The 12,885-nt window shown below is 31.1% G+C and carries 16 protein-coding genes and 1 pseudogene; 5 read left to right on the forward strand and 12 right to left on the reverse strand.

Annotated elements, in window-relative coordinates:
- A partial coding sequence (gene eap / locus IDG66_RS02600) for an extracellular adherence protein Eap/Map (protein ID WP_206172174.1) occupies positions 1–1,239 on the reverse strand: 1,239 nt, incomplete at its 3' end.
- Positions 1,240–1,627: 388 nt separating this feature from the next.
- Between eap and IDG66_RS02605 the strand changes: the two genes are divergently transcribed.
- The 4 genes from IDG66_RS02605 (at position 1,628) to IDG66_RS02615 (ending at position 2,947) form a co-directional block, all read left to right on the forward strand.
- Entirely contained in the window at positions 1,628–1,825 is a 198-nt protein-coding gene (locus IDG66_RS02605) for a phospholipase (RefSeq protein WP_000239610.1), read from the forward strand.
- Positions 1,826–2,196: 371 nt separating this feature from the next.
- Complete coding sequence (locus IDG66_RS02610; protein ID WP_000669791.1) at positions 2,197–2,376, forward strand: hypothetical protein; 180 nt, start codon at positions 2,197–2,199, stop codon at positions 2,374–2,376.
- 23 nt (positions 2,377–2,399) lie between these two features.
- Entirely contained in the window at positions 2,400–2,708 is a 309-nt protein-coding gene (locus IDG66_RS14270; protein WP_001789576.1) for a hypothetical protein, read from the forward strand.
- Positions 2,687–2,947 (forward strand): hypothetical protein, encoded by a 261-nt coding sequence (locus IDG66_RS02615; protein ID WP_001791826.1) that lies wholly within the window; start codon positions 2,687–2,689, stop codon positions 2,945–2,947. The genes IDG66_RS14270 and IDG66_RS02615 overlap by 22 nt, the downstream gene beginning before the upstream one ends.
- 52 nt (positions 2,948–2,999) lie before the next feature.
- Here IDG66_RS02615 and scn read toward each other — a convergent pair whose 3' ends face one another.
- The 5 genes and pseudogenes from scn to IDG66_RS02640 form a co-directional block, all read right to left on the reverse strand.
- The gene (gene scn, locus IDG66_RS02620; protein WP_000702263.1) at positions 3,000–3,350 is read right to left on the reverse strand and encodes a complement inhibitor SCIN-A; all 351 of its coding nucleotides are present in this window, start codon (positions 3,348–3,350) and stop codon (positions 3,000–3,002) included.
- A 511-nt stretch (positions 3,351–3,861) separates the two neighbouring features.
- Positions 3,862–4,200: pseudogene (locus IDG66_RS02625) on the reverse strand (SH3 domain-containing protein); the annotation flags it as partial.
- 647 nt (positions 4,201–4,847) lie between these two features.
- Positions 4,848–5,339, reverse strand: a complete 492-nt coding sequence (gene sak / locus IDG66_RS02630; protein WP_000920038.1) for a staphylokinase — start codon at positions 5,337–5,339, stop codon at positions 4,848–4,850.
- Between the two features lie 190 nt (positions 5,340–5,529).
- A complete protein-coding gene (locus IDG66_RS02635; RefSeq protein WP_103143664.1) occupies positions 5,530–6,285 on the reverse strand; it encodes a CHAP domain-containing protein in 756 nt (251 codons plus the stop codon).
- A gap of 11 nt (positions 6,286–6,296) precedes the next feature.
- Positions 6,297–6,551, reverse strand: a complete 255-nt coding sequence (locus tag IDG66_RS02640; protein ID WP_103143665.1) for a phage holin — start codon at positions 6,549–6,551, stop codon at positions 6,297–6,299.
- A gap of 51 nt (positions 6,552–6,602) precedes the next feature.
- On the opposite strand from IDG66_RS02640, the gene IDG66_RS02645 reads away from it, so the two are divergent.
- A complete protein-coding gene (locus tag IDG66_RS02645) occupies positions 6,603–6,710 on the forward strand; it encodes a hypothetical protein (RefSeq protein WP_031762631.1) in 108 nt (35 codons plus the stop codon).
- Between the two features lie 52 nt (positions 6,711–6,762).
- Here IDG66_RS02645 and pepG1 read toward each other — a convergent pair whose 3' ends face one another.
- From pepG1 to IDG66_RS02675, 6 genes are all read right to left on the reverse strand, one after another.
- Complete coding sequence (pepG1, locus tag IDG66_RS02650; protein WP_000226108.1) at positions 6,763–6,897, reverse strand: type I toxin-antitoxin system toxin PepG1; 135 nt, start codon at positions 6,895–6,897, stop codon at positions 6,763–6,765.
- A gap of 150 nt (positions 6,898–7,047) precedes the next feature.
- A complete protein-coding gene (gene sea, locus IDG66_RS02655; RefSeq protein WP_000750412.1) occupies positions 7,048–7,821 on the reverse strand; it encodes a staphylococcal enterotoxin type A in 774 nt (257 codons plus the stop codon).
- 372 nt (positions 7,822–8,193) lie between these two features.
- Positions 8,194–8,568, reverse strand: coding sequence for a hypothetical protein (locus tag IDG66_RS02660; RefSeq protein ID WP_000340977.1), 375 nt, complete (start codon positions 8,566–8,568; stop codon positions 8,194–8,196).
- 55 nt (positions 8,569–8,623) lie between these two features.
- Positions 8,624–8,911 carry a hypothetical protein gene (locus tag IDG66_RS02665; RefSeq protein WP_001262621.1) on the reverse strand — a complete coding sequence of 96 codons (288 nt, stop codon included), beginning with the start codon at positions 8,909–8,911 and terminating at the stop codon, positions 8,624–8,626.
- A gap of 45 nt (positions 8,912–8,956) precedes the next feature.
- Entirely contained in the window at positions 8,957–9,109 is a 153-nt protein-coding gene (locus tag IDG66_RS02670) for a hypothetical protein (RefSeq protein ID WP_001000058.1), read from the reverse strand.
- A complete protein-coding gene (locus tag IDG66_RS02675) occupies positions 9,102–12,884 on the reverse strand; it encodes a phage tail spike protein (RefSeq protein WP_000582130.1) in 3,783 nt (1,260 codons plus the stop codon). Before IDG66_RS02675 ends, IDG66_RS02670 begins: the two co-directional genes overlap by 8 nt.
- Position 12,885: the final 1 nt, after the last annotated feature.

Below are 12,885 nucleotides of genomic sequence, written 5' to 3' on the forward strand. Positions count from 1 at the left end.
TTTTAATACAGATTTCACTTTGTCGTTTAAATATTTGTAACTAATTAATTGTTTATTCGAAATTTTTAGTTTTGATAAAATTGGTGTTGATGTGCCATTTACTGCAATTGTGTATGGTACATATCTGTCTGCTTTCGCTTTAGTTCCTGTTTTAACAGTAATTTCAATTCTCTTAACATCTTTCGCATGAACTAAGTTTGCTGTGTAATTTTTTGAATTTAACTGTAAGATTCTTTTACCACCATTTTTAAAATAAACAGTATAATAAGCTTTCTTAGCATATTTTAAATCTTGTTCACTAATACCTCTATCATGCTTCAGTACTGATTTTATTTGACTAGTTAAATTTTTGTAATTTGTCCAAGGTTTATTTGAAAATGAAAGATTCGATAAAATGTTTGTAGATGTACCATTTAGATTAATTGAATATGGAACTTGATAGTTTCTTTTAGCTTTATTTTCGATATGTTTTTTTGTATCTACGTTAATATTGATACTTTTAATATCACTTGAATTGATTAAATTCGCTGTGTAAATACCTGATTTCAAATCTATAACTTTCTTCGTTCCATTTTTAAAATTAACTGTATATTTCGCTTGCTTCGAAAGTCTTAAATCAACATCAGTAATACCTCTATTTGATTCTAAAACTGATTTAACTTTACCCTCTAAATCTTTGTAACTAATATTTTGATTTTTATTAAATGTTAGGTTTGATAAAATGTTTTGGCTTGTGCCGTTCACTGTGATTGTATATGGCACTTGAACATTTGCTTTAGCTTTATCTTTAGGTTGCTTTTTAGTATCTACGTTAACACTGATAGCTTTAATGTCACTTGTATTGATTAAGTCAGCTGTGTAGATACCTGATTTCAAATCGATAACTCTTTTTGTTCCATTTTTAAAATGAACCGTATATTCCGCTTGCTTTGAAAGTCTTAAATCGATATCACTAATACCTCTATTAAAGTATAAAACTGATTTAACTTTATTCTCTATATCTTTATAACTAATATTTTGATTCTTATTAAATGTTAAGCTTGATAAAATGTTTTGGCTTGTGCCGTTCACAGTAATTGTATATGGAATCTGGATGTTAGAATGTCCATGGTGTAATGTACTTGATGATTTATCTAATGGCTTAGCTGCGGCAGATGCTTCGTTAGTATTAAAGTTTGCTCCTGTTGATGCTATAACGCCTAATGCTAATGTTGTTGTAATCAATGACTTAAATTTCATAAATTATCTCTCCTTTTTTATGTAATTCGTGATTGCAACTTTATTATAGCCAGACTTTCTCTATTTTTTGAATTAACTGAATATTAATAATAAATTATCTTTAACAATAATTTTTTAACACTGTTAAAAGTTCTTTTAATTTTGATTAACTAACTAATTTACAATACCTAAAATGTTGTTTGATTTTGTTTATACCAAGTTTCAAACTTAAATGTCATAACAATCTTCATTTCTTAATTCCGATTACATTTGTCAATTATATTTACAGCATCTTTATACTCAAAAAACATTTACTTAAAAATATAAATTCGATTTAATAATTAATTTAAATTTAGTTAATCAATTTTGCATCTATTTTGTTGTAAGCTATATAAAAGGAGTGATAATGATGGTGAAAAAAACAAAATCCAATTCACTAAAAAAAGTTGCAACACTTGCATTAGCAAATTTATTATTAGTTGGTGCACTTACTGACAATAGTGCCAAAGCCGAATCTAAGAAAGATGATACTGATTTGAAGTTAGTTAGTCATAACGTTTATATGTTATCGACCGTTTTGTATCCAAACTGGAGACTTTTAACATAAAATTACTTATCATTCAAAAAGTAAAACAGCATAATATCAAGGTTTATAACTTTATCATTATCAATAATACCTCATATAAAATAAAATTTTAGGGACTTTTTAGGGACTTTAAATTTAAAATTACAAGTTTAATAGAAACATCAAAATAATCACATGTTTGTGTGGAATGTACACCCCAAAAGCTAGACTGAAAAATCTATTTTTTGAGGTGTATTTTTATAGGTAAATATAATAAATTAGAGTAGACAACTCAGAATTCCAATTTTATAATAATATTGCTTGACATATCAAACTAGATAGTACTATTTTGAATATATTATTATAATCAAAAATTCATTGTAAACTTTTAAACAAAAGGAAGTAATAAAAACGTGAAATTTAAAACAACTAAAGAATGTAAAAGTAATAATATCTTTAAAAGAAGTCAAGAAATTAATAATAGTGAAAGTGAAAAGGGTTGTTTATGGGGCATTAGCATGTTGATTCTACTTTTCTTATTGATTCTGTTTGGAATAACTGCTTGTTCATCAAGCATTCACTTTATTAATTAGATTTTTTTACTTGGAGGTATCATGTGAAGAACCATACAAATATAATTAATATCTTATTAGTTATAGTCAACTCATTAACTCATTTTCTAACTCTAAACACCTCATTTTTTAATAATTCAGCATCGGATTTCTGTTTTATCATAGGGGCTATATTTTTCTTGATCGGAATTTTTGTTGCAATATACGGTATGAAGCGAGCAACATATTGGTTAAACTTATTGATTTTATTTACCAATATTTTTTATTTTCTACACTTCTGTGTTTTACTTTTGTTAAAATATATAGGATTTAAATTATTTATTTATGAAGGGTGTGTATTGTTATTTACCTAATTTATAGTCTAATTGTCTATTTCATCTGCATTATAAATTTTTTCATAATGGCCGCACCATTCTTAATGACTAATGCTGATTATGTATGGACGCCTATGACTACAGTTACGTTATTTATTTTGAGTTTGATTATTTTCTTGATATTTATAAAAACAAAAGATGTCGTTCATTTAACAATTTTCATATTAAACTTACTTTTTTCAATACTTTATTGTTTACCTATACTGTTTTATTTATGAACACTTTTATATTATCTAGAAAATTAAAACCACCCTTTTACGGGTGGTTTTTTTAATATTTACTTTTTAGTGCTTCGTCAATTTCATTATAAATCTTTTGAAGTTGATATTTTGCTTCTGACATTTTCTTAAAGTCTTTTGACTTAAGAGCATACATTGCTTTTTGACCTGAAATTTTTATAGTTCGCTTATAATAAGTGTTTAAACTTCCAGTAGCTAATTCATTAACATTTAGTTCATCTAATAACGATTTTAATTCATTAGCTAACTTTTCGTTTTGATATTCATTCGATGTTGGCAAGCTTGTGCTAGCTTGTGCCTCATTTTTATCTAGATTAGTTACTAGTGGTGATGCTAAAACGATTGCTAAAGTTCCCGCAAGTATAGATTTTCTAATTTTCATTTTTTATTCTCCTTAGTAATTAGTACTAATTTATTTTAATGACTAACTAAAAAAAAGTACATTAATTATTCATTAACTATATAGATCTTCTTATTAAATGAAAATTAATAAATTATCAAATTGACATACCTTATTGTATTTATAGAAAAACAAAAAAAGGTAAGCACCGAAATGCTTACCTACTTCCCATAAACAATATAACACATATACATTGATTTGGAAAGCGCAAAAATAAATTTAATATACTAGCCCGAAGGGGAGCAATACATAAAAAATGAAAGGCGCTCCTTGAAAACGCCCAAGGTAATATTAACATAAAATGGCTACTATTGCATTATCTAATTTTATTTAATTAAAACAAATATATAGCACAAAAAAAACTAGCCCGAAGGCTAGCTTATGAATAGATGAAAATTTGAACACATTGCTGTGTCTAAAATGATTATAGCATAATTTCAAACTATTCTATAATAAATTAATTAACTTCATATGAAACTTTACACACTTTTTTTCAAAGTGCGCTAAAATTACCAAAACTACTTATTCTATTACCTGCCTTGTCTACCTCTCCTGTCGCTATATAACAACGTTGTCCATTATTAGCAATATAAGTAATCCATCTATAGCCATTAATGCAATATGCGCCGTCATATTTGATCGTTGCGTTATTGGGTAATACACCTGTAATTCTTGAATTAGTTGAATAGCCATCCCTCACGTTATTACCTTTAACATTGGCAACTGTGTAATAACCAGTCTCTTTTTTATACGGTACATTGTTTTTATCGAGTGTATAACCTGCTGGCACTGGTGAATTCTTTTCATTTTTAGCTGGTGTTTTAACATTACTGATACCTGATACACACTTCCAATAAAAATAACCACACCATTTAAGATGCGGTGTAGCGACTGTAATATTTCTATGTTGTTGAGATATATGTATCGAGTGAAGGGCAAAAAGGATATCAATTGCAGGATAAGTGTTAGGTTACTAGGCCACTTAACAGGCTATATAGTTCACTCCTACTATATACACTTAATTATAACATAAAAAGCACCCCGTAAACTATTATACGGGAATGCTAAAGTCATATATACTACGGGGGAGTAGTATGAAAACTATGCTCTCTATCATAAGAAAAAAACACCCAGTGACATGCTTGGGTGAACAAGGATAGATGTAAATAGTTGATGCATGTGTAACACATCATAGCAAAAAACTAGCCCGAAAGCTAGCTATAACATACAATCTAAAAAGACGTCCTTTGAATACGTCTAGAAAGATTATAACATAAAAAAATAGGCAAGTACCGAAGTACCTGCCTAAAAAAGGATTATCCACTTTTTCATCCTAACTGATTTCTCCCCATAAGTCACCTAATATCTGATTAGGTGGGGAAGAACCATTCGTGCATGAATGAGAATTTGATGAAAGATAATTTTCACTACACATATTCAATCAAGACATTGCTTTCTATAATAAACAACTATTTTGTTTTATTTCTTTTCTATAACAACCTTTGTAATTAAGTTGAATCCAGGGTTTTTAATATGCTCTGATAAATCTGGGACAACAAAACCTTTTTCTGTTATAGGGAAAGACTTCGTTTCTTCTTTTTTCTTATTCTTATCATAATAAGTGACTTCGATCTTTGCGCTTGGATCTAATTCAACTACTCTAAACTCTTTATATGCTGTCGCATCTAATGCCCATTCGACATAGTATTCAATTTTTTCTTTTGTAAGTGTAGTCCCAGGTTTAATAGGAAACTCGACATAATGAGGGGATAGCAATTCATTTCCTTTACCATCAACTCCAGTCACATTTACCATCAAATACGGGCCTGTTGGTTCAAAATAACTCGCGTCATCGCCTTTTTTATATTTTCCTTTGTCGAATGAACTTGATGCACTTACCTCATTAGTAATTGAAGAAAATGAGAATAATAACAATAAAACAGTTAAAAATAATAAACTTCTTTTGAGCATGGCGCTTCCTCCAAATATAATATATTTGTTTTTATTTATCTCTTTTTATAGCTAACACCCTTATTTAAGATGATAAATATCAACAACTTCATTTTATATTGAGAAAATATTAAAAATCAATAAAATATTAAAAGAAACTAAACTTACATTAAAAAATAATTAACAAATATTTAACATTTTAACCTAAGAATTAAAACACTTCTTTCACAATCAATCTCTCATGCCATATCCACTCATTATGATTGTTCCAATAAATGCGACACCAACCATCTATAATTTCAAACACATATATTAATGTTCCAGGCGCGTATACAGCCTGTCCAACATCGAATCTATAGTTAGTACGATTATCACCGTATCTAGTGGCTGAAGTAGCACCTAAGCCGTCGATTTTCGCATTAAAATAAGCACCTTTTGACCATTTAAGGTTATAAGGCGCTTTACTTCCAACTGTTATTTTACTTGCAGATTTACCGACTGCTTTTTGAGCAGGTGGTTTAACTTTATTTGTGATCTTATTCATTAAGCCCTCACTTTTATACTTAGGTCTAATAAAGTGAGTACAGCCGTAATAATTATCCCAACGTAACTTTGCAGGCGTATTTGCGTTACCGTCATAGTCCTGTTCCAAAATTAAAAATTGATTTGTATTACCACCATTAAACACTAAACCAATATGACCGTATTGTTTATATTTTCCTTTGGTAAATACAGCCACATCACCTATTTGTGGAACAAACGATGGTGTGTTTTCATATACTGTTGCCATGTTTTTAAAATCGTTATTGATTGCATCTTTTGCATTTCCCCACATTCTAATTTCTAACAACCAATAAATGTAATCAACTGCTAAATCTGCACATTGGTAACCATACCAACCGTCAAAATCAATATATCTACCTTGATACCAACGTAACCTTGCTCTTGCTTCACTGTATGTTTTCATTATTTTACCTCCTAGTATTTTCTTCTTGGTTCTTCATATTCTAAAGATTGGTGGCTATCACCTATACCTTTAGTAGTCGGGTCTTGAATCACACCAGTTAATACTAAAAATCCTAATATAGCGTTTAAACCGTCTGTTAATTGCTCTGTATAAACTTGAATATCATACCCAATAGCTTTGGCGATGTTTTGAGCAAATAAAAAGATAGCTGACAATATCGCTACCCAAAATGATTTTTGTTTCATTCTAATTTTCCAATTAATCATATTCTTATCTCCTTTTATCCAAAATAAAAAGACGACCAATAAGCCGTCTATTTGATATTTATATTATGGTGTGTTAATTTATATATAGAAAAAGGGCAACATGCGCAAACATGTTACCCTAGTGAGCCCGTTAAAAAGACGGTGGCTATTTTAGATTAAAGATTAAATTAATAACCATTTAACCATCGAAACCAGCCAAAGTTAGCGATGGTTATTTTTTATTGCTTAATTCAATAAGCTTGATTACTAGACCTATCAATGCAATAAGGAATAAACCAAACTGCAACATGGTACTAATTGTAATCATTAGGCGTCTCCTTTCTAAAGATTTCAGTAATGCCACCATAGGCACCACCTCCTTATACTCAGATAGCCACCATCTATCCAACTTGCTCAAAGCATATTATAGCACATATACTTTTTTTACTGCTTGTAAACTTTTAGATTATTCTCGGTTCATAATAATCTGAACATTACGTGGTCAAAACTACCATGTTTAACTTGTATATAAATATATATCAATATGCATGTTTTCAGAGTTAATCGTTTTATTATCTCTATATATTCTTAATAGTGTATTTGAATACTGTCCTTGAGCACCAAATAAATCGTAATTAACCGAAGGTTCTGTAGAAGTATGAAACACGATTAATCCCCTCTGAACCTTCCCATCAAAAACATCAGAGTTATATAAATTATATTTTTCCTGTAAATAACGTCTTGCTTGAAGATCCAACTCCTGAACAGTTACATTTTTCTTATTCGTTTTAACCGTTTCCAAAGGTACTGTATTTTGTTTACCGTCTAGCCATAAATTGATCGGCACTTTTTTCTCTTCGGTCAATCGATTATTATCATGTAACGTTACACCACCATACATACAAGCTGTTTTGTTTGGTGTACCACCCGCACATTGATAACCATAATAAGCACCATACAAGTCTACTTTTTTCCCTTTATATTTATCAACAATATCCTTTGAATCAAAATCTACTAATAAATCGTTATACCACGAATGATCTGTAAAAAAGCCTTTAAACAATATAGTATGCTGTAAAAATTGATCGTGACTCTCTTTATTTTCAGTTTTAGCTTTTTCATTGTAATAATAGATTTGTTTAAGATTGCCTAAAGCTGTTCCCTGCAATTCAGACTTTTTTCGCAAATCTTTTTCATTTATTTCTTCGCTTTTCTCGCTACCATTTACAAGTGGACTTGTTGTCAACGTTAGGGCAATGAATAAAAGTAATGTAAATGCTGTTTTTTTCATTTTGCTCACCTCTAAAGCATAATTATTTTTGTTAAGTAGTTATTTAGTTATATACAATAATTATGAAATGATTATCATTTAATTATACATACATATATTACTATACACTTTTTATATTTGTCTATAATAAAAAGATTTCATTTTTACTCTATTATACATTTCAGATATCTTACTTACTTGGTATTAACAACACTTCCCAACTTCACTTGCAGTATGCTTCCTGTCTTTTGAGCTGTGTAATACCATGTACGTACCTCTTTTCAATCAAAATAAAAAGCCAGTGCCGATGCACTGACCAAAAACATTATTTACATTTACGACCATACAAATAACATGATAACCATCTTGCCCAACTCATTATGTCCACCTCCCTTAAGGTAATAACGCAGTAATTGATGCAGTAATGACTGCAATCATAACAATTGTTACAAGCGCCCATATGGCACCTACGAGCCATTTATTTTGGGCGAGTGTCTTTTCTTCATTTTTTTGCGCAACATCTACTTGCGTTTGATATCTTTCTTCAATTCTGTTTAATATCTTTGTTTGCTCTAAATTCTCATCTACAACTTTATCTTGCTTATCTTTAAGTTCTTTATGAGATTCTCTTAGTTCATTATGATGTTGCTTATGTTCCTCTCTAAGTTCAAGCACATGATCAGCTGTTTCGTTTGCTAGTATTTCAACATCATCAACACGTTCAACTAATTCAGAAAGCTCTTTTTTTATTTTCTGAATATCATCCAAAACTACACCTACTTTCTAAGAAAGCTATGAGCGTAATGCTCATAACTTAGTATAGTTACATTGTTTCGCTATCAACTGATTTATCAGATGACAAGTCAGTTCTATCCACAACTTCTTTCACAACTTTCACACCGTTTTGATTGCCTGTTAATTGATATAAAAGATTTAAAGTTTCAGCAATCTTTTTAGCGTTTTCCTCAGATTTAAAATCTTGTGCATAACTTGCTGAATCGGACGTTGTAAAACTGCCTACAAAATCTTGATACAAAACGCGCTCTGTTCCCTCTTTGTCAATTTGTACTAAAATAAATCTCTCTGTTTTTTTGATAATTTCATTTGCCATATTAAATGACCTCCTTAAATTTTTGTATAAAAATAGTGCCAAGGATTACTCTTCCTCAGCACTTTTGCTTTTTTCATTTTGTTCTTGTATATATGCTTTTAACATTGCATTTTCTTGTGTTAGTCTTGTGATTTCTTGCGATAAATAGTGAATTGTATATTGTGGATTGGCTTGTAAACCTTGATTGCTATCATTCATTTATTAATTCCTCCAGTTTTTCGATTTTTGATTGCTGGTTTTTAATAATAGGTATTAAATGAACCCAAAGTCTATCGTATGCGATACCTTCGATTTCTCCGTTGTCATCATAAATAACAAATTCATTAAATCCTAATTCTTCAACCTCTTCCGCTATTAAGCCAGTATGTCGACTAAGTTTAAAAGTATCATCAGATAACTTTTTACCACTTTCCAATTCTTTAGCCATTATTTCCGATTCATATTTGTCAAACCATGTACGAATTGGAAGCTTTAAAATCTCTTTTGAATGACTGAACTGATCGTCTTCATTGATGTATTGGTTTTCGATTGAAATTTTATACTTTTTGGCAGAAGTAGCACGCCCAATTGTTCCAGCAGAAGTAATGTGTAAGTTAGCAGGTGCTGAATAAGTACGCTTATAAATAGAATTAGAAGCGACTCTATCGCCAGCATTATCAGAACCTACCGCCAATAAATCATAACTTTGAATGCTAACGTAACTATTTCCATCTCTTCGTTTAACTAAGTTGAATTTGCCCATACCTGATTCAATTGTAGTGTCTCCGCCTGTAGCATAGTCACCATTAACGACTTGAACCAATCCTTTATTGCTACGTTTAGAAAATCTTAATCCAGCACCGTACTTATAGTTTTCATCTGAATCAAACATGATATAACCGTCAGTTTCGTATGCACTATCAGCGTTTGATAATGTGAATGCGAATCGGTTTAAACCAGGTTTATTTTTGGTGTTCGGAGATAAATATATCGGCGCTTCTCTACTTTCAATATTAGCTGAAGCATATGAATCGATAATAATTCGATTGTAGTCAGATGTTAAAGCGACTACACCGCCATAAGAATTGATTGTTATGCCATTCATACCGCTATCACTGTAAGTTTTATCCCACCATTGAATAGTACCGGATGAACCTCCGTCTTCGCCTTCTCCATCAATATATGTTGAAATACCAAAATGTGACATATAAAGTGAACCGCCTGCGGTATTATTTCTAAATCTTAGGTGACCGTCTTTCAGTCGCGTAAAAATATCGTCTGTTGAACGTTTCCCTCTCCAAGTACGTTGCACAATACCACCTAGTTCAATAGAATCATTCTGTATTTGAACATATCTGTTATTGTCACCGCCTTTAATTCCAATTCTATTAACATTGATATCAAGACCCTCTCTTGATAAATTAAGGCTGTTGACAATATCGGTTTTATCTACTTTATCTCGCATATTTTGGATAAGAAGGTTTATTTCTCTATTACCGTTAATATCAATTTTATCAGCATTTAATCTAATACCACGTGGCCCCACATTCAAAGCTTGAGCCACTCCGTTATCATCATATCTGATTGTTGTTCCATCTGTAACATTTTGAACAATCTCGTTTAATATATTTGAAAGTGTACGATTGGTTGCATTAAACTCTTCTTTAGTAGTTCTTAATTTGATTTCCTTACCATTTTGTATAATTTGAGAACCATAGCGAGTCAATGTTTTCCTCTGTGCATCTGTGCTTTCTTTGACCTTGTTGTCTGTATAAGCATTAGCTTTCTTTTCAGCGTTTCTAGCCTTTAGTTCTGCGTTTTGTTTTGCCTCTTCAAGTTTAGCTTGAGCATCTTGTATAGCGCGTTGCTCTTCTTCCGAAATTTTACCATCAGCATACGCTTGCGATTCCTTCTCTTTAAGATCATCTTGAGCATCAATGTATGATTTTAAAGCTTCTTGCGCTTCTTGATTTGCTTGTTCAATACTTGCTTTAATCTCAGGATTATTGGACAAATCACTTAACTGGTCATCAGTATATTGTTTTTGTTCTTCCAATCCGTTTCGATATTCGTTTAACGTAACTTTATCTTTGATTTCACCTTTTAAAGTCGTTCTCTCAGCTTCAGCAGTATCTAAACGTTCAACAATACCGTCTTTGTCTGTTTTATAGTCCGATGTTTTTACATAGTCACGTAATTGTTCTTTTGTGGATTCTCTAGCTGCTTCAATAGCTGATTTAACAACATTAGGTTCTCCGACTAACTGCAAATCTTCATTCACCGTTAAACCAAATTTTGTTGCTATTATTTCCAACGCTTCTTTATATTTTTCATCAGTGTATTGTGACTGTAATAATTTAAATCTATCTGAAATGGCGATTTTGACATCTTCTACATCTGTATAAACATCTTGTAATTTCTTTCTATACTCAAGAAATAAAGCTTGTGTATCTACCAACCGACCAATCGTTGCAGTTTCGGGTGTCATAGATTCTAAATTATTTTTAATTTGATTATAAACATCAATCACAGCGTCTAAACTTGCTTGTAAGTCCGCTTTCAAATCATTATCTACTAAGTACTCGCTATTAAGTAATTCTGTAGCTTCTGACAAAAGACTAGCGTGTTGTATAGATAAATTAATAAAAATATTGTTTAATTCACTGAATAGCGCTTTCTCTCTTGTTATACCACCTAATTTTTCAACATCATTTGGTGTTGCTTCAATCCATCGACCATTCCAATATCTACGCAAGACAGCAACATCAGGGTTACTTGTATCATACCAAAGCATATCATTGACTGGATTTTCTGGCGGTGTATCACTTTTGTGTATTTTGCGTTCAAAGTATTCTAATTCACCATCTACAACATCTTTAACTATAGTGTTGATATTGCTAATATTATCGTTTAACTTTTGATGTATTATGTTCAATCGCTTGTTAAACTCTTCTCGTAATTCTGATTCTTTGAACTCTTTAGGTTGACCGAATGTATATGTGCTATTTTCTGAAATTATGTTATATTCTTCGGCAATAACTTCTGCCTCTACATACAATGGCGGGTTAAAATCTCTATGTTTTACTCTGACTGTATCACCAATTGATATAATCTCGTGCGGATACGTAACTTCCAAATCAGTAGAAGTAATCTCATATGACATAACTGCCGACTTACGTTTATTTAACTCTGTTTTGGCTAAAGAACGCAACCGTGTTTCATTCATATTTTGATCATCTGATTGAGGTTCGTATATTCCCCAAATATAACGGGTAGGTAAGTTGAATTGACTTTGTGCTTCGTCATCAGTCACAACTAACTCTAAACGCTTTCCTTTGTCATTTTCGGGTCCCACAGCAATTAATGCTGTTTTGATTTCTGACATATCAATCTTCCTAGTTAACCCAACCAAATCTTTACCATACTCAATTTCTTTACCTTTGAATAAGCTGTTTTTCTTTTTGAGTACCACATATCTACCTTTGACGGTATTAGAACTAAGCTCTATATAAAAATCCAATACCATTTTATAGGTTGTACATAATTGCTTTAAAACTTCATATCTAGTTTGATAAGAAGTCCATGACGTAGTACGTAAGCCATCGTATTCGGTTTGTTCAGAAACTTCCCAACCTGTATCACTCAACACATCTTTCAATGCTTCTGAAGTTATCTTTTTCTCAAATTTGCCTGGTGCATACGGTTTAGCTGTTGTTATATCAGCAAGATAAGACGCTATACATTCTATCTCTGTGTAGCCGTCCATCGTATCTTGAACCCAGTTAATAATAAATTCACGCCATTGTTTGTTTGAATCCCTTATAATAACACGATGTCGTTCACGGAACTTTTCAGCTCTTTCTGATGATATGAGCAGTTCAAGCATTTCTGAATTGTCATTAACATTACGTTTATGAATCGCTCTAACTAAGGAAGGGTCATCAGTAGAAAGGAAATCTATAATCTTGTCGTTAAAATCTAAAACATGTATCACA

The sequence above is a fragment of the Staphylococcus sp. EG-SA-18 genome (genome assembly GCF_017151825.1).
Classification (GTDB): Bacteria; Bacillota; Bacilli; order Staphylococcales; family Staphylococcaceae; genus Staphylococcus; species Staphylococcus aureus.